This window comes from Micromonospora nigra (genome assembly GCF_900091585.1).
Lineage (GTDB): Bacteria > Actinomycetota > Actinomycetes > Mycobacteriales > Micromonosporaceae > Micromonospora > Micromonospora nigra.
In genome coordinates, this window is the sequence record NZ_FMHT01000003.1 from 654551 (window position 1) to 672417 (window position 17867).

General features: G+C 71.4%; 11 protein-coding genes. 3 read left to right on the plus strand and 8 right to left on the minus strand.

From position 1 onward, the window contains the following. Window positions 1-109: 109 nt before the first annotated feature. Window positions 110-2314, minus strand: coding sequence for an MMPL family transporter (locus tag GA0070616_RS02525; protein ID WP_091075603.1), 2205 nt, complete (start codon window positions 2312-2314; stop codon window positions 110-112). A gap of 290 nt (window positions 2315-2604) precedes the next feature. Here GA0070616_RS02525 and kynU point away from each other — a divergent pair, with 290 nt between their 5' ends. Beyond that, entirely contained in the window at window positions 2605-3867 is a 1263-nt protein-coding gene (kynU, locus tag GA0070616_RS02530; RefSeq protein WP_091075607.1) for a kynureninase, read from the plus strand. A 121-nt stretch (window positions 3868-3988) separates the two neighbouring features. On the opposite strand, the gene GA0070616_RS02535 is transcribed toward kynU, so the two are convergent. The 5 genes from GA0070616_RS02535 to GA0070616_RS02555 form a co-directional block, all read right to left on the minus strand. Continuing rightward, entirely contained in the window at window positions 3989-4360 is a 372-nt protein-coding gene (locus GA0070616_RS02535) for an ArsR/SmtB family transcription factor (protein ID WP_091075610.1), read from the minus strand. A 129-nt stretch (window positions 4361-4489) separates the two neighbouring features. Next, a complete protein-coding gene (locus tag GA0070616_RS02540; protein WP_091075614.1) occupies window positions 4490-5863 on the minus strand; it encodes an FAD-binding oxidoreductase in 1374 nt (457 codons plus the stop codon). Continuing rightward, the gene (locus GA0070616_RS02545) at window positions 5839-7716 is read right to left on the minus strand and encodes an ABC transporter ATP-binding protein (protein WP_091075616.1); all 1878 of its coding nucleotides are present in this window, start codon (window positions 7714-7716) and stop codon (window positions 5839-5841) included. Before GA0070616_RS02545 ends, GA0070616_RS02540 begins: the two co-directional genes overlap by 25 nt. A gap of 8 nt (window positions 7717-7724) precedes the next feature. Continuing rightward, entirely contained in the window at window positions 7725-10679 is a 2955-nt protein-coding gene (locus GA0070616_RS02550) for a type 2 lanthipeptide synthetase LanM family protein (protein WP_425412918.1), read from the minus strand. Between the two features lie 177 nt (window positions 10680-10856). Then, window positions 10857-11069, minus strand: coding sequence for a DUF6229 family protein (locus tag GA0070616_RS02555; RefSeq protein ID WP_091075620.1), 213 nt, complete (start codon window positions 11067-11069; stop codon window positions 10857-10859). 148 nt (window positions 11070-11217) lie between these two features. Here GA0070616_RS02555 and GA0070616_RS02560 point away from each other — a divergent pair, with 148 nt between their 5' ends. Both GA0070616_RS02560 and recD2 read left to right on the plus strand, forming a co-directional pair. Next, window positions 11218-12012 carry an AfsR/SARP family transcriptional regulator gene (locus GA0070616_RS02560; protein ID WP_245712623.1) on the plus strand — a complete coding sequence of 265 codons (795 nt, stop codon included), beginning with the start codon at window positions 11218-11220 and terminating at the stop codon, window positions 12010-12012. 62 nt (window positions 12013-12074) lie between these two features. Continuing rightward, on the plus strand, window positions 12075-14288 hold the full coding sequence (gene recD2 / locus GA0070616_RS02565; protein ID WP_091075622.1) for an SF1B family DNA helicase RecD2: 2214 nt from the start codon (window positions 12075-12077) through the stop codon (window positions 14286-14288). A 191-nt stretch (window positions 14289-14479) separates the two neighbouring features. Here recD2 and GA0070616_RS02570 read toward each other — a convergent pair whose 3' ends face one another. After that, window positions 14480-16162, minus strand: a complete 1683-nt coding sequence (locus GA0070616_RS02570; protein ID WP_425412980.1) for a multicopper oxidase family protein — start codon at window positions 16160-16162, stop codon at window positions 14480-14482. 440 nt (window positions 16163-16602) lie between these two features. Further along, window positions 16603-17808, minus strand: a complete 1206-nt coding sequence (locus tag GA0070616_RS02575; protein ID WP_091075628.1) for a cytochrome P450 — start codon at window positions 17806-17808, stop codon at window positions 16603-16605. Window positions 17809-17867: the final 59 nt, after the last annotated feature.

Genomic DNA, 17867 nt, shown 5'->3' on the forward strand with positions numbered 1-17867 from the left:
GAGGACAGCGTGGTGGATCGATCGGATGTCGACGGTCCCCGGACCGCGCGACCAACCGACGGCGGTCGGTCGCCCCGATCGGGGTACCCGATGAGGGTTTCCTCCCCCGTCACCGGACGGAGTCCCGGGCGGTCACCAGTTCCGGCCGCGCCGCGGCGGAGCCGTCGTGGTCGTCCGTAGGACGTCGGAGGACGCGGGGCGTCCACCAGTTCGCCCGTCCGAGGACGGTCATCGCCGCCGGCAGCACCAACGCGCGGATGATGGTGGCGTCGATCAGGATCGCCGCGGCGAGCCCGATCCCGATCTGCTTCATGTCGATCGTGGAGAGCGTGCCGAAGATGGCGAAGACCGCGACCATGACCACCGCCGCGCTGGTGATCACACTCGCCGAGGCGGTGATGCCCTGCGCGACCGCGTCCCGGTCGCCGGCACCACGGCGCACCGCCTCGCGGATCCGGCTGACCACGAAGACGTGGTAGTCCATGGACAGCCCGAACAGGATGACGAACAGGAACAGGGGCAGCCACGACACCACCGCGTCGATGGACCGGAAGTCGAGCAGGCCCTCCGCCCAGGTGCCCTGGAAGACCACTGTGACCAGGCCGTAGGCGGCGGCCACGGAGAACAGGTTGAGCACGATGGCGGTGAGTGCCACCACCGGAGCCCGGAAGGTCACGGCCATCACGAGGAAGGTCAGCAGCAGGACGAAGCCGATGACGAGCGGCAGCTTCGCACGGACGTGCTCCGCGTAGTCGAGGTCACTGGCCACCGGCCCGCCCACGGCGTACTCGGCGCCGGGAACACCGGCCACGGTGGCCGGTAACAGTTCCCCGCGCAGTTCGGTCAGGGAGTCGCGGGCCTGCTCGGTGCGCGCCGGATACGGGGTGGAGACGCGCAGCGTGCTGGTCCGCCCGTCGGCCGAGACGTCGATCGCCGGTTCCGGCCGCTCGTGGGCGAACAGCGGGTCACTCAGCGTGCGCCGGTGCAGATCGGTCAGCGCCGCGCGTACCTCCCCGGACCGCTCGGCCGGGGCACGCACCACCACCTGGTGGGCGATGCCGGTCGACGGGAAGGCGGCGGTGAGCCGGTCGTAGCCCTGCATGACGGCGGTGGATCGCGGAAGGTCCTCGGTACCGGGAAAGCGCAGCCGCATGTCCAGGGCGGGCGCGGCCAGCGCCAGCAGCAGCCCCAGCGACACCGCCAGGGTCAGCCAGGGGTGACGCAGAGCGGGACGCAGGATCACCGGCCACAACCGGGACCGGCCGCCCCGGTTGCCCAACCGCCACAGCACCGGCACCCTCGGCCGGTCCACCCGGGGACCGAGCAGGACGAGCAGCGCAGGCAGGACGGTCAGGGAACCGACCATCGCGACGGCGATCACCAGGATCGACCCGGTCGCGAACGAGGCGAAGACGGCGTCGTTGGCCAGGTAGAGCCCGGCCATGGAGACGATGACGGCGACTCCGGAGACGATCACCGCGTGACCCGACGTCTCCGCGGCGATCTCCACCGATCCGAGCCGGTCCGCCCCCCGGAGCCGCTCCTCCCGTTCACGCCGCAGATAGAACAGGGAGTAGTCGACCCCGACCGCCATCCCGATGAGCAGGACGACGCTGTTGACGGAGTTCACCGCGGGCACCAGGTGACTGGCGAGCGTGGCCAGGCCGATGGCGGCACCGACCGCGGAGAGCGCGAGCAGGACGGGCACCGCGGCCGCCACCAGCGCGCCGAAGGCGACCACGAGGATGAGCAGGCTCACCGGCAGACTGGTGAACTCCGCTCGACGGAAGTCCCGGGCGAGAGTCTCGTCGAGACCCCTCTGCACCGAAGCCTCACCGACCTGTTCGACCCGCAGCCGGGGATGGGATCGCTGCACCTCCTCGGTGGCGGCGAGCAGCGGCTCGATCCGCGTCTTCGCGGTCTGCGCGTCGTCGGTCAGGGTGAGCCGCACGAGGACGGCGTCCCCGTCCGGAGCCTCGAGTGGGCCGGTGACCGAGGCGACCCCGGGCTGGGTGCGCATCACCTCGACGGTGCGCTGTGCCGCCGCCATCGCCGCTGCCCGGTCCAGCCGGCCCGCCCGCGCGGTGATCAGCACGTTCTCGGTCGCCCGCTCGTCGAAGCCGCCTGCCCTGACGAGGGCGACCGCCCGCCCGGACTCCCCGACGGCGCCGTCCTCCACGGACATCTCGTTGACCTCGACCAGCGCCCCGGCGGTCAGACAGGCGGCCACGAAGACGACCCAGAGCGCGATCGCCCGCCAGGCGTGTGCGGCACTCCAGCGGGCGATCCGAACGGTCAAGGGCTTGTTCTGCACGTCGGCGTTGCCTCCACGTGAACGACCCCGAAGGGCCCCGGACCGGCGACGGCTCCGATGGCCGGGCACCCGGTGATTACGCTCCTGCGGGAGCGGCGAGGTCCGACCGAATGTAGGAAGGGCCGGGCGGGGTGACACGACCGGATCGAGCACCCCGACCGGGCACCTCGAACCGCCGCCCGGGCCACCGGGTCGGGCAGGGGGTGTCGCGGGTGGGCCGGTCGGGCAGACCGATCGGACACGGTGGCCCCTCCTGCCGGGCGGTAGACCTGAGGGGAAGGGAGTGCCGCATGCGAGATGACTTCCCCCGGTACCTGGCCAAGGAACTGGATGTCGCCGATCCGTTGGCCGAGCTGCGCGACCGGTTCGTGATCAACGACGACGACCTGATCTACCTCGACGGCAACTCCCTGGGGCGCCTTCCGGCCGCGACGCCGGACTTCCTGGCCCGGCTGGTGCGCGACGGCTGGGGCACCGGTCTCGTCCGGTCCTGGCCGACCTGGATCGACTGGGGCAGACGGTTGGGCGACCAACTCGCCCGGCATGCCCTCGGTGCCCGGCCGGGTGAGGTGGTCATCTCCGACTCCACCTCGGTCAACCTCTACAAGCTGGCGGGTGCCGCCCTGGACGCCACTCCCGACCGGGGCACCATCCTCGTCGACGCGGAGGAGTTCCCGACCGACCGCTACATCCTCCAGGGCCTGGCCGAGCAGCGGGGCCGCATCCTGCGGAGGCTGCCCTCCGACCTCGATCAGGGGCTCCGGCCCGACACGCTACGGGCCGCGCTGGACAGCGACGTCGCACTGGTGGTGCTCTCCGCCGTCTCCTACCGGTCGGGCGCGCTGCTGGACATGGCGGCCGTCAACGCGGCGGCCCGGGAGGTCGGGGCGTACGTCCTCTGGGACCTGTCGCACGCGGTCGGCGCGGTCCCGGTGCAGCTGACCGCCTCCGGCGCGGACCTGGCCGTCGGGTGCACCTACAAGTATCTCAACGGTGGGCCCGGCGCCCCCGCCTTCCTCTACGTACGCGAGGAGTTGCAGGCCACCCTGCGCCAGCCCATCTGGGGCTGGTTCGGCCAACGCGACCAGTTCCAGATGCGGTCCGACTACGAACCGGCGGGCGACCTCGACCGCTTCCTGGTCGGCACCCCGCCGATCCTCTCCGTGGCCGCTGTCGAACCGGCGTTGGCGGTGTTGGCGGAGGCCGGCATCGAACGGATACGGCAGAAGGGGCTCCGGCTCGGTGAGCTGATCGTCGAACTGGCGGACGCCTGGCTGGCCCCACACGGCTTCTCGCTCGCCTCGCCCCGCGATCCGCACCGGCGCGGCGGTCACGTGTCGTTGAGCCACCCCGAGGCCCTGCGGATCTCCCGGGCGCTCGCCGCCGAGGCGCGCGTGGTCGGCGACTTCCGGGTCCCCGACCGACTCCGGCTGTGTGCCGCTCCGCTCTACACCCGCTTCGTCGACGTCTGGGACGCGATGGACCGGCTCCGGGACGTCGCGGAGCAGCGGTCCTACCTGCGACTGCCCGCGACGCCCTCCAGGCTCACCTGAGCCGGGCCCGGCCCGGACGCGGCAGACCACCTGCTGCGATGGCGTGACCAGGGGTCGGGTGCAGGGCGTCGCGAAGCTGCTCGGACGCCTCCGGCGCGGCGCCGGTCCTCGACGCCGCCGGTCAGCGGGTCTTCTTCGTCGCCCGCTTGCGAGGCGGCGTCAACGATTCGGCGATCGCCGCGATCGCGGACGGCACCAGGCGGTAGTACGCCCAGACACCCCGTTTGTCGCGCTCGATCAGACCGGCCTCGGCGAGGATCCGAAGGTGATGACTCACGGTCGGCTGGGACAGCCCGAGCGGCTCGGTGAGGTCACTGACGGACGCCTCCCCTTCCGGGGCGGACTGGATCAGGCTGAGCAGCCGCAACCGGGCCGGGTCGGCGAACGCTTTCAGCACCCCCGCGAGCCGCTCGGCATCGGCGCGTTCGATCGGCTCGCCCGCGAGGGGCGAGATGGCAGGCGTCGTAGTCTCCACGGTTCCCACGTCATGCATCGTTGCAGCAACATGCCCGTCAGGCCGGGAAAACGAGGGGCGAATCACGGCGAGTTCGCAAGGAGGAGGATCCGGCACCCGGCCGTCGCCGGCTACGTCCCGCCGTGATCCGGGTGCGGTGGTCGCCGGTCAGGCGGTGAAGACGGCGTCCGGGTCGTAGCGGGCCACGGCACGACGTACCCGGTCGACGTTTCCGCCGTGGTAGGCGGCGTCCAGCGGCGAACGGCCAGGTTCCGGGTAGTTCGGATAGATCCGCCCAGAGCCCAGTGGATGGGTGATCGCCCAGGACCGGTCGACCCACCGCTGTGTCTCCTGCCGGACGTCGGGAGTGCTCCGGCGGATCGTGTAGCCGGTGTGTTTGAGAATGAAGCGGGCCCGGCGGTGGACGAAGGCGGTGGCCTGCGGGGCGACCCGACCGTAGGCACCGCCCCAGGGGATGAACTCCAGTTCGCGTGCCTGCCCGGTGACCCGGCCGGTGGTCAGGTGCCCGATCAGTGCCGCCACCACCGCCGGGGTCAGGGTAGCGTCGAAGAACTCGGAGCGGGCCAGCCGACGGCCCGGCGAGGTTCCCCAGGGCGGGCCGGTCACCTCAAGATCCTCGGGTAGCTCGGGGTAGCTCACCGCTGCCGCGACGCTGGCCGGCAGGTCACGGATGGCGACCTGCTCCGGTTCGGGGGCGAACCGGTCCAGGAACGCGGTCCCCGCGCCGACGCTCACGCCGAACACGGCAACCCAGGGCTCCTCTGCGGGGTCGTACGGGCCGATCAACCCGACCTCGGCGTTGATCTCGTCGGGTGCCTCCGGCGCCCAGCTCAGCCAGGTCCCGATGATGTCGGCCGCGTGCCGTACCGGCCACCGGCACTCGAAGAACGTCGCCGGTACCGCTGGCCGGGTTCGCAGCACGAACGAGGTGACGGCACCGAGCAGTCCGCCGCCGGCGCCCCGCAGCGTCCAGAACAGCTCCGGTTCACGCTCGGCGTCACACCAGAGGATACGGCCGTCGGCGAGTACCACCTCGGCGGCGACCAGATGGTCACTGCCCAGTCCGTAGAGGCGGCTGAGGCTGCCGTATCCGCCGCCGAGGACCGCACCGCCGAGGCCGACGTCCGGACACCAGCCACAGGAGACGGTCCGGTCGTCGACGGCCAACTGACGCCGCAGCTCGTGCATGCGCAGCCCGGGGCCGGCGGTGACCAGGTCGCCGTCGCGGCGCAGCTCCCGCAGGGCACCGAGGTCCAGCAGCAGCCCGGTGGTGCTGGACCGGTCGGCGAAGCTGTGCCCGCCGCTGCGCAGCGCCACGTCCAGCCCGTGGGTCCGAGCGAAGGCCAGGGCCGCCGAGATGTCGGCGGTACCGGCGGCCCGCACCACGGCCTGCGGTAACCGCTCGTCGCCGACGGCGAGAAACGGCAGCCGGCAGCTGACGTACTCCGGGTCCGACGGGGTCAGCAGATGCCCGGTCAGCTGGTCGGCGAGTCGGGTCAACGGTGCTGGAGCGACAACCACGGGTCCTCCGCCATGCGGGCCTGTAGGAGGGACAGTTCGGCGTACCGGCCACCGCGGGCGAGCAGCTCCTGATGGCTGCCCTGCTCGACGATCTCCCCCTCGTGCAGCAGGTAGATGCGGTCACAGTTGCGGACACTGGCCAGGCGGTGCGTGATCAGGACGACGGTGCGCCCGACGGCCAGCCGACGCAGCGCCTCGTAGACCGCGTACTCGGCCCGGGCGTCGAGCGGAGCGGTCGGCTCGTCCCAGATCAGTACGGGCGCGTCGCGGAACAGGCCCCGGGCCACCGCGATCCGTTGCCACTGGCCGCCGGAGAGGTCGACACCACCCTGGAAGGCGGTGGTCAGCAGGGTGTCCCAGCCGGCGGGCAGCGGATCGACGACCTCGTCGGCCAGTGCCTGCCGGGCCGCCCGCCGCAGGGCCGAGTCATCCGGGTCGGCCCGGTCGAACCGTCCCATCCGGACGTTCACCCGGGCCGAGTCCGGCCAGCGGACCGGATCCTGCAGCACCATCATGATCCGGTCCGCGACACTCTCCGGGTGCAGCTCGGCCAGCTCCGTGCCGTCCCAGGTCACCGAGCCGGTGGTCGGGCGGTACAACCCGGCGACGACCTTCGCCAGCGTCGTCTTGCCGGAGCCGTTCTCACCCACCAGTGCCACCGTCTGCCCGGCGTGCAGGGTCAGGTTCACCCCGCGCAGCACCGATGCCGACGAGCCGGGATAGCGGAAGCCGACGTCACTTAGCTCGATGCGCTGCGGTACGGCCGGCGCCGCCGCCCCCGTCGCGGGACGGGTACGGGTTCCGGCGTCGGCGAGGAACGCGTGGAAGTCGGCGACGTACAGGCCCTGTTCGAACAGCTGGTCCGCGGTGCGTACCAGTCGAGCCAGCGCGGCCACGGCGGTGCGGGTGGCGATCAGGGCCGTACCGGCGACGGCCAGCGGGATCCAGTTGGCGTGCAGCAGCAGCCACAGGGCCGCGAAGACACCACCGAGGGCGACGCCGGCGAGCAGCCGGCCCCGGGCACGGGCCCGTACCTGCGCCGACGCGACCTCGATCTCCTCGTCGCGTACCAGGTCGGCGGCCTGCCGGTAGCGGCTCAGGACGCTGTCGCTGGCCTGGGTGGCCCGGACCTCGGCGGCCGGTTCCCGCTCCGTCGCGAGGTCGGTCACCATCGCCACCCTGCGGTTGAGTGCGACCAGTCGGGCGTTGCTGGCGTAGCCGAGCCGGGCGGCCCGGAGCGCCGCCCAGCCGTCCGGGAGCACGGTGATCAGCAGTACCGGCAGCAGCACCGGGTGCAGTACGGTCAGGCTGATTGCCGCCGCGGTCACGGCCAGCACCGCGCCGACCGCCTCGGCCAGGTTGTCGACGACGCGTTGCAGGTAGAGCAGACCACGGTCGCGGGCCCGGAACATGCGGTCGAGGAACCGTGGATCGTCGAACGCGGTCAACTCCACCGACAGGCCGGCCGCGACGAGTCGTTCGTCGGCGAGCCGGCGTACCGCCGGGGCGATCCGAGCCTGGGCGAGGGTGGCGGTGATCTCCAGACCGGCCCGCGCGGCCAGGGCGAGGACGACCAGGGCGAGAGCGGGCAGGGCGGCGGCCACCCGGGTGCCGGTCGGCCCGGCGGCGAAGAGTCGTTCCAGCACCCCGGCGGTGGCGACGAGCCCGTAGGTGGTGGCGACGCCGGCGAGCAGGTGCAGCGTGAGGACCGTCCAGGCGGCACGGGGCGCGGCCTGCCGGATCAGCTGCACGGCGGGTCCGAGCGCGCCCGGCAGGCCCCGGACGACCTGCCAGGGGCCCATCTGGTCGGTCGGTGTCTCCAGTCGCCAGTACGGCGCGGTCACATCGGTCATCACGGCGCCTACCGGATCGGGTCGGGTGGACCGGGGTCGGGCAGCAGAACGGAGGGAAGAGGGCTTCGCGGGTGCATTCGGAGCAGCTGGTAACCGATGCCACCGAGGCCGAGCAGCAGTCCCGGCCGGAACGCGTCCCGGTTCGGGCCGGCGACCGCCCCGAACTGCTCCATGCCGGTCAGGACCCGGGCGTCGAGCGCGGCCAGTTCCGGGTCGGCTGGTGCCAGGCCGGCTCCGCGCGCCGTCCGTAGCAGTTCCCAGGTGCCCAGCTCGCCGTGACAGAGAGTGTGGTTGGCGCCCATCCCCGCCGGCCAGGCTGCGGCGGCGGCACGGCGCAGCACGCCCGCCCAGTGCGTGGCGGCGACCGGGTCGCAGGCGCGACGCCACCGGTCGGCAGCCACGATACCGATGCCGACCGATCCGTGGCACCACGCCGCCGCGTCGCTCGGCCGCTCCGGCTTACGCATGTCGAGCCAGCCGGGCAGCCGGGGGTCGTACAAGGACTCCTCGTAGCGGAACGCGGCGGCGGCCAGGTCGGCGCAGTCGCGCAGATGGGACAGGGCCCAGCCGATGCCGGTAGCGCCGTGGGAAAGTCCGCCCAGGGCGTCGGTGCCGAACGGCCCCGGCCACCACACGGCGTCCGGGTCCCCGCCGGCCGGGCGGGCGGTTGCCCGCAGGTGTCCGCCGATCGCGGTGGCCGTCTCGGCCCACCGCGGATCACCGTCCGTCTCGGTCAGGCGCAGCAGCGGTACGATCGCGCCGGCCGACCCGCGGAGCAGGTCGTACGCCTCGTCGGCCCGGACCGCGGCGGGCACCAGCGCGGCGAGGGCCCGCGCACGGCGCAGCGCCTCGTCGGTCGCCGTGCCGCCCCGGCCGGTGCCGTGCCGGTCGGTCCCGCCCCGGCCGGTGCCGTGCCGGTTGCCGGCACGCAGGCCGGCGTCGCCCCGGCCGAGACGACGCAGCAGCAGCCAGCCCCAGATCCGGGACCCGAGCCCGACGTAGCCACCCGACGGCTCGGGCCGGATGGGGATACCGGTGGCCCGGTCGGCCTCGACCTGGTCCTCGGCGGCACGCACGGTCGCCAGGACGGCGTCGAGCAGTTCGGCGACGCCGTCCACCGGATCGGCCCGTCCCGCTGTGGTCTCGTGCTGGTAGGCGGCGAGCAGGACCGCGATTCCGACGGTGCCGAGGTACATGTCGGCGGTCAGCGGTTGCACCGCCCACCCGGAACCGGCGGTGATGACCGGTGCGATCCAGGTGGCGGTGCCGTCCTCCGCCCGGACGGCGGTGTCGCGCAGCGTGCGGACGACCTCGGCGGCGAGCGTGCGGCGGCGCCGGTCGAGATCTTCCGGACGGGTTCGCCGGGGGATCAACGGCGGACCGGGCGGTGCGGGCGGCGCTTCGTTCAGGTAGGCGCTGATGAGGCTGGAACTGAGCACCTGGCGGTCCAGCTCCGGGTCGGCGTCGCGCCAGCGGCCCAGCGTCTCGGAGATCAACGTCCGGTCGGCGGCCGTCGTGAACATGGGTATGTCCCCGACGAGCAGGTCATCGACCTCGGTGGCGACGACCTCCGGTTCGGCGGGTGCCTCCGCGGCGTGTCGGCCGTGCCTGATCAGCAGGTCGGTGACTGTGGCCCGGGCCGCCGGCTCGTCGTGCAGCGACGCCGGGTGCCACAGCATCCGGGCAAGTTCGGCGTACGTCTCGGTGTTGCGGCGGACGAACCGCACCTGGCATCCGACGAAGTCGGTGAGCAAAGGGTCGAGGCGGCCGTGCCGGTCGAGTTCCCGTAGTCGGTCGGTCAACTCGTCGAAGGCCGTCCGGACGTCCCCCCAGAACCGGGCCAGGACCGGTTCGGGGCTCGGCTGGTTGGCGGCCTCCGGGGCGCCGACGTCGGCGAGGGCGACCCGCACCTGGTCGGTGCCCTCGTCGACGAGCACCGGCAGGGACACTGTCGGTTGTTCACCGCGCAGCCCACCGGCGCCGGACGGGTCGAGTCCCCGCCAGGCCAGTGCGACACCCCGCCCGGGTAGCAGACCGGTGCCCAGCACCGACGAGTTCAGGGTACGCGCGGCCCGGTCGGTGGCCAGCCCGTAGCCGGACGGCAGCAGCGGCAGCTGCGGCGTGAACAGGGTCTCGCAGTCGACGATCACCGGCACCGGTCCGGCGGCGATGAGGTTCTCCGCGTGCAGGTCGCTGCCGCCCAGCATTCGCATCACCGCGGTCCAGTGCCCGAGTCCGCGGTAGAAGGCGCGCAGCTCCTCGTCGGTCGTGCAGTACCGGTGGGCGACGTGGGCGGCCCAGCCGTGGTCGTCGCGGACCAGGACGGTGGGTACCCGGATCCGGGTGGCCGGTGGCTCGTCGGGCAGCAGCCGGGCCACGAGTCCGGCCAGGGCCGCGTCGACGCGCAGGGACCGTGGCTTGTAGACGACCGTACCCGCGGCACATCGTGCCAGCGCGACGGTCTGCCCGCCGCGGTGGGTGTCGCCGGAGCCGAACTCGACGTCGAGCAGTGTCGGATCGCCCGCCGGCAGCACGGCGGCCGGCTGGAGGTGGCTGCGGTCGACGGCGAATCGGTGCGCGAATCGCACCACCGCGTGGCGGCTGTTCACCAGGAGCGTGTCGACGCGTCGACGCAGAGTCGGGAAGCGGCCGTCCATCGTCGACCAGAACCCGTCCGTGGCGGTCAGCTCCAGCCAGTGCTCCCAGCGGGACCGCGGGTCCGGGCCGGTCAGCCGGCCGCTGATCCGGGCGGCGTGCACGTCCAGCACCAGTGCCCGGGTCACCTTGGGGCGTACCGAGTTCCGCCATGCCCGCGTCGCGCTGTTGAGGATCGCCGTCCGCTCTTCGCCGCCGAGGCCCGCGACGGCATCGAGCTGGTCGACCAACCGTTGTGCCTGTGGTGCGATCAGATGTTCGAGCACGGGGTCGAAGCTCGTCGACGCCCCGGCCGGTACCTCGGTCACCGAACCCGTCACACGATCCGCGACCGCCCTGCGGGCCGCCGGTGGCGGCGCGGTCGCCGGTGTGGTTGCCGCGGTCGCCGGTGCTGGCGTGGGTCCGACGGTGGTGGTGCCGGCGGATTCCACGACGGCGGGGGTGCCCGCGTGTGCCCGGGGGCCGAGGTACCGGTCATGTCCGGATCAGCAGCAGGCGATGGGCCGGGACCCGGTGCAGGAGCTGCAGTTGCTGCTCGGCGGCGAGATGGTCATGGTGATCTCCTGCAGGGCGTACTCGCCGCCGGTGAAGAGGTCACCGGCCGGGTTCTCCCAGCCGTCGACCGACGTGTCGGTCAACCAACGGGTGATGATCTCCTCCGCCTGCACCGGGTCGACGACGGACAGCGTGGTGGGCATACGAATCCACTCCTCACTTTGATTGACTTCTATATGCGATTATTCGGGCCCGCGCTTGCCGGCACCTTCCCCGCTGCTGTCCGGACGGTTCCTGCCCCGTGCCCCGACCACTACCGTGGATGCCCAGTGGCCGACGCGGGGAGTTGCGTTGGAAGTACGGGTCCTGGGGCCGGTCGAGGTGGTCGTTCACGGCAGGCCGGTCCGCCTCGCCAAGCGACAGCACCGATTGATCATGGGCATCCTGAGCATTCAGGCCAACAGAGCCGTCCCGAGTGCCCGACTGGTCGAGCTGCTGTGGGGAGACCGGGCACCAGCCCGGCCGAGGGCCGTACTGCACAGCCGCCTGTCCGAGCTACGCGCCGTGCTACGCACGGCCGGCGGAGTCACCGTCCAGCAGGCGATCGTCACCGGCGACGACGGATACACGCTACGAATCCCGAATCGGATGGTGGACGCCCACCTCTTCGAGGCACTGGTCGCAGAATCCCGAACAATGAACTCAGATATGCAACTACGAGACAAACTCCGGCAGGCCCTGCGGCTGTGGCGCGGATCCATCCTGGGTGGTTGGTCATCGACCGGCCCCACGGACGCCCTGCTGCGGAGTCTGGAGTCAGCCCGCCTGACCGCTGCCGAAGACCTCTACGAAGCCGAACTGCGGCTCGGCAACCACACCTCCATCACCGACGAGATCACGGCGCTGTCCGCCGCGCATCCGACCCGGGACCGGTTGACGGCGGCGGCGATGCTCGCCCTGCACCGGGCCGGGCGCAGCGCGGAGGCGATCGGCGTCTACCACCAGCGTCGCGTCTGGCTCGCCAGCGAGCTGGGAGTCGACCCGGCACCCGCGCTGCGGCACCTGCACGTCGCCGTGCTGCGACACGATCCCGCCCTGAACCGCCAGCCCCCGCTGCCCGGGTCCGAAAGGCCCACGCCAACCTGACCGCCGGCCGCCGCCACCGTACGGCGGGTCCGGTCGGGGGTTGACGGTCGGCAGGAGGCAGTATGGTCGCCGTGACCGCGCCGGCCCGTCCCGTACTCGCCACGCTCGATGCGGTGTTGGAACGCCTGACCTACGTCAACGAGGAGACCGGTTACACGGTCGCCCGGGTCGCCACCGACCGGAGCAGTGACCTGTTGACCGTGGTGGGTGCGTTGCTCGGGGCGCAGCCGGGTGAGTCGCTGCGGCTGTCGGGACGCTGGTCGTCGCATCCCCAGTACGGGCGGCAGTTCGAGGTCGACTCCTACACCACGGTGCTGCCGGCCACGATCCAGGGCATCCAGCGTTACCTCGGCTCCGGCCTGGTCAAGGGGATCGGGCCGGTGTTCGCCGAACGGATCGTCGCGCACTTCGGCCTGGACACCCTGCGGGTCATCGAGGAGGAACCCGGGCGGCTGGTGGAGGTGCCCGGTCTCGGCCCGAAACGAACAGCGAAGATCACCGCGGCGTGGGAGGAGCAGAAGGCCATCAAGGAGGTGATGGTCTTCCTGCAGGGCGTCGGTGTGTCGACGTCCCTGGCCGTGCGGATCTACAAGCGGTACGGCGACGCGTCCACCGACGTGGTGACCAAGGAACCGTACCGGTTGGCCGCGGACGTCTGGGGCATCGGCTTCAAGACCGCGGACACGATCGCCCGGTCGGTGGGGATCCCGCACGACAGCCCGCAGCGGGTGATGGCCGGCCTGCAGTACACGCTGTCCGAGGCCACCGACTCGGGTCACTGTTTCCTGCCGGAGCCGAACCTGGTCGCCGACGCGACGAAGATCCTCGACGTGCCCGCCGACCTGGTGGCCCGCTGCCTCGACGACCTGGTCGCCGAGGACGGTGTGGTCCGCGAGAACCTGCCCGGCGGCGACGGGCAGGCGGTGCCGGCGGTCTACCTGGTGCCGTTCCACCGCGCGGAGCAGTCCCTGGCCTCAACGCTGTCCCGGCTGCTCGACGCCCCGGCCGACCGGCTGCCCCACTTTCACGACGTCGACTGGGGCAGGGCGCTGGCATGGCTGAAGGCCCGCACCGGTCACGACCTCGCCCCCGAACAGGAGCAGGCGGTCCGGCTGGCCCTGACCTCGAAGGTCGCGGTGCTCACCGGCGGGCCGGGCTGCGGCAAGAGCTTCACCGTCCGCTCGATCGTCGAACTCGCCACCGCGAAGAAGGCCAGGGTCACGCTCGTCGCCCCGACGGGCCGCGCCGCCAAGCGGCTCTCCGAGCTGACCGGCCACCCCGCCGCCACCGTGCACCGGTTGCTGCAACTTCGTCCCGGCGGGGACGCCTCCTACGACCGGGACAACCCCCTCGACGTCGATCTGCTCGTGGTCGACGAGGCCTCGATGCTGGATCTGATCCTGGCCAACAAACTCGTCAAGGCCGTCCCACCCGGAGCACACCTGCTGTTGGTCGGCGACGTCGACCAGTTGCCCTCCGTCGGCGCGGGTGAGGTTCTGCGGGACCTGCTCGCCGCCCCGTCGATTCCCCGGGTCCGGCTGACGCAGATCTTCCGGCAGGCCGCGCAGTCCGGGGTGGTGACCAACGCCCACCGCATCAACGCCGGCCGTCCGCCTCTGCTCCAGGGGCTGCCGGACTTCTTCCTGTTCGCCCACGACGACACCGACGCCACCGCCGCACTCACCGTCGACGTCGCCTGCACCCGCATTCCCGCCCGGTTCGGGCTCGACCCGCGCCGGGACGTGCAGGTCCTGACGCCGATGCACCGCGGTCCCGCCGGCGCGGGTGCCCTCAACGGCCTGTTGCAGCAGAAGCTCACCCCCCACCGCGACGGCCAGCCGGAACGGCGCATGGGTGGACGGGTGTTCCGGATCGGCGACAAGGTCACCCAGATCCGCAACAACTACGACAAGGGCCAGGCCGGCGTCTTCAACGGCACCCTCGGCATCGTCACCCACCTTTCGACCGAGGAACAGACGCTGACGGTACGTACCGACGAGGACGAGACCATCGAGTACGACTTCGACGAGCTCGACGAGCTCGCCCACGCGTACGCCATGACCATCCACCGTTCCCAGGGCTCCGAGTACCCGGCGGTCGTGATCCCCCTGACCACCAGCGCCTGGATGATGCTGCAACGCAACCTGCTCTACACCGCCGTCACCCGCGCCAAGAGGCTCGTCGTTCTCGTCGGTTCCCGCCGTGCCCTCAACGCCGCCGTGCGCACCGTCAGCGCCGGCCGCCGCCACACCGCCCTCGACCAACGCCTCGCCTGAGACCGGGAAGCCTCGCCCGACACCGGGAAACTGCCACCTCGGGAGGCCCTTGCCTGATCGTCGGTCGGCACCTGTCCAGCCCGTCGGAACAAGCGGCGTTCGCACCGCCCTCGCTGCGCTGCTGCTCGTGGTGCGGCCAGGCTCGCCACCTGGCCACCGCACGAGCGCCGTCGGCGGCACCGGGACCGGCGTTACGAGTGTCCGCCGTGGCCGGAGCCGCCCGGGTGCAGGTGGAACCGGGCGACCTCGGGCGGGTGTACGACGAAGGGTCGCATCATGCCCTCGTCCTCGTGGTCGAGGATGTGGCAGTGGTACATGAACTCGCCTGTCGCGCCCTCGAACTGGCCGGCGACTCTGATCCACTCCCCCGTCCAGAGGCTGAAGGTGTCCTTCCAGCCCTCCTCGTGCCTCTCGATCGGGGGGCCGTCGGTCGAGGCGAGCAGCGGCGCGGAGGTGCCGCCGACCGCGACGTCGAAGGCCGTCAGGTCGCTGATCTTCCGCCGGGACAACAGCTGGAACCGCGCCATGTGGATGTGCATCGGGTGCGGTGCCCCGCCGAGCTGGATCAGGTTCCACACCACCCACCGGCCCCGGTTGATGAAGATCGTCCTCGTGTCGTCGAAGAGGCGCGCGACCGTCCGGAACGTTCGTACCTTCCCCGTGGCCGGGTCGGTGAGCTGGATGACGCCCTCCTGCGGGAACCGCGTCGGCACCTCGGCCGGTCGGGTGATCTCCTTCAGCTCCCACATCTCCGGGTGCGGTCGGCCGGCCACCCCGGGCGGGGTGGTCGCCACGAACACCTCGTCGTGGTCGGCCGGCACGGTCACACCGTCGTCAAGCCGGGCGTACGAGCTCGACAGGCGGGCCGGCGGCGTGAACGGGTCGTTGCGGCCCCGGCTCTCGACACGGAACTCCATGATGTCCGGTTCGATCGAGGCTCCGGTGTTGACCAGGCGCAGGCGCTGCCCCCTGAACCGGCTGAAGTCGACGAGCAGGTCCACCCGCTCGGCCGGGGTGATGGTCAGCCCGCCCGCGGGCACCGCCGCCGGGGCGGGCAGCAGACCCACGTCCGTGCCGATGATCCGGACCGCGTCGTTGTGCACGGTGCCCGCCTCGTCGACCAGGTCGAGGCGGAAGAACCGACCGTTCGCCGCGTTGAGCACGCGAAAGCGGTACCAGCGCGCGTCAACGTCGAGGTGCGGCCAGATGACGCCGTTGACGAGGGTGAAAGGACCGGTGACGGGAGCTGTCGTGCCGGTCGCCGGCAGGTACTGGAACTTGAACAGCAGCTGCCCGGTGAGCGCGCCGGTCGCCGGATCGGTGTCGAGGTTACGGTCGGTGATGACCAGCGGGATCTCCCGGTCGCCGCCAGGTAGGCCCAGACCGTCCTCCTCCTCGTCGCGGATCAGGTACAGGCCGGCGAGTCCGGCATGGACGTTGAAGCGGGTCACCGCCATCGCGTGGTCGTGGTACCAGAGGGCGGCGGCCGGCTGTCGGTTCGGGTACTCGGTGAGCTGTGCCTCTCCCGGTGAGATGCCGTTGTGGGCCCAGCCGTCGTTGCCGCCGTTCGTCACCGCGCCGTGCAGGTGTACGACGTTCCACGGCGGCAGGTCGGCCACACCGTCGATCAGCTCCACCAGGGCGGGCAGGCTGCCGTCCGGGTCGCGGTAGCCGGGCGTGTTCGCCGGGGTCGGCTGCGCGTACGGTGCCCGTACCGCCACCAGCGGCACCGTGCCCCGGAGTTCGTTCGTCCACGCGACCCGCAGTCGCCTACCGCTGCGCACCTCGATGGTCGGGCCGGGGAACTGTCCCTCGTAGGTCCACAGCCTGGTCTGGGGCAGCTGGGAGTGCAGCCGGGTCCGCGCATTGGTCATCGTGATCGTCAGCTCGTCCCGGTGCCGTCGCGAGTACGCCCGGATCGTCGGCGGAATCCGCAACGGGTCGAGGAACTTGGTGAGACCGAAGGTCGGCGCCGTGGACTGTGTCCCTCGGCCGCCGACGGTCACCGACCCCGATGCATTCTGGCTTTGCAAGCTGACACCCGCCACCACGCCTACGGACCCGAGCACGGCGGAGGTGAGGACGGTGCGACGGTCGACGAAGTTGTCCAAGGTTCTTCTCCTGTGTCGGCTCAGTGACGTACACGTCGTGCCACAGTGATCATCGTCTACGTCACCGATCCTCGCCAGAGCCTGGCGCCGATCTTGGGTCAGCACCGATCCGCTGTCTCCGGCGGGCATCACGTCGTACCGGGTCGGCTCGGGCACCTTTAGCAAGTTCCGTGGGACGGCGGCGGCTCGGCGCCCTCGCACCCCTACCAGGTGACGGGGAGTTCGGTTATCACCTGGAAGCTCGCATCCGGAAGGAACGGAACCTCTTCCGCCGCCACCGCGAGACGCAGGTTGGGCAACCGGTTGATCAGCGCGCCGAGAGCGCTCTCCATCGTGATGCGCGCGAGGTTCTGGCCAAGGCACTGGTGGGTGCCGAACCCGAACGTCACGTGGTCTGCGGCGGAGGCGCGGTGCCAGCTCAGGGAGTTCGGTTCCTGGTGGACGTTGGTGTCGCGGTTGATGAGGGAGGTTATGAAGAACACGCCGTCGCCCTTGCGGATCGTGGTCCCCTCGACCTCGATGTCGTCCGTGGCCAACCGCGTGACACCGTCGGGGACGGACAGGTACCGCAACAGTTCGTCCACGGCGGTGGGCATCAGTGCGGGATCGGCTCGCAGCTCGGCTAGCTGCTCGGGGTGCTGGAGCAGGGTGAACATACCGAGCGAGATCATGGTTCCGGTAGTGCCGTGACCGCCGGCCACCTGCAGGACGAGCCTCGAGACCAGCTCTTCCTGGTCCACGTCACCGGTGGCACCGCGCTCCGCGAGGAGGTCGTCGAGAATCCCCTCACCACGGTTACGTCGCTTCTCCGCGATCAGCCTGCCCATATAGTCCATGAGCTGGTCGTATGCCTCGTTGGCGTTCGGACCGAAAGCGAGCTGGTGCGACAACTTCTCGAAGAACTCGTGGTCGGCGTCCGGTATGCCCATCAGTCGGTACAGAACCGTCACGGGCACCGGCGCCGTGAACGCCGGGATCAGGTCGGTAGGAGCGCCGTTCTCGATCATGCGGTCCAGCTGTTGGTCGACAATCTCCTGAATCTTGGGACGCAGGGCGTTGATGCGTCTGAACGTGAAGCCAGGGATCAGCATTCTGCGCCGGGCGTTGTGCACCGGGCCGTCCACGCCGACCAACGTGGTGACGATCTTCAGGACCTTCTGCTGCGGGTCCTCGGTGGCGGCGGCGATGACCGGCACCATCTTGGGCCACGCGGGGTTGGTGCGGTCGCTGGAGATGCGAGGGTCGACGAGGAGCCTGCGGGCCAGATCCCGGGTCGTGACCGCCCAGACCTGGCGGCCGTCGTAGAGGGTCACCCGGGCGAGTGGGCGCTGCGCGGTCAATTGCCGGTAGCCCGGTGCCGGCTGGTGGGGGCAGGTGCGGCCCTGCGGGAACACGAGCGTGTCAGTCATGCGGGGACCCTCCGAGCAATCAATGCGGTGATCTGCGCGTGCCCCGTACGGAGCGGAGA

Excerpts from the sequence above, each read along its gene's own strand:
- kynU (WP_091075607.1), top strand. The coding sequence starts at position 2,605 with ATGCGAGATGACTTCCCCCGGTACCTGGCCAAGGAACTGGATGTCGCC.
- GA0070616_RS02535 (WP_091075610.1), bottom strand. The coding sequence starts at position 4,360 with ATGCATGACGTGGGAACCGTGGAGACTACGACGCCTGCCATCTCGCCC.
- GA0070616_RS02545 (WP_091075616.1), bottom strand. The coding sequence starts at position 7,716 with ATGACCGATGTGACCGCGCCGTACTGGCGACTGGAGACACCGACCGAC.
- GA0070616_RS02555 (WP_091075620.1), bottom strand. The coding sequence starts at position 11,069 with ATGCCCACCACGCTGTCCGTCGTCGACCCGGTGCAGGCGGAGGAGATC.
- recD2 (WP_091075622.1), top strand. The coding sequence starts at position 12,075 with ATGGTCGCCGTGACCGCGCCGGCCCGTCCCGTACTCGCCACGCTCGAT.
- GA0070616_RS02570 (WP_425412980.1), bottom strand. The coding sequence starts at position 16,162 with ATGACCAATGCGCGGACCCGGCTGCACTCCCAGCTGCCCCAGACCAGG.
- GA0070616_RS02575 (WP_091075628.1), bottom strand. The coding sequence starts at position 17,808 with ATGACTGACACGCTCGTGTTCCCGCAGGGCCGCACCTGCCCCCACCAG.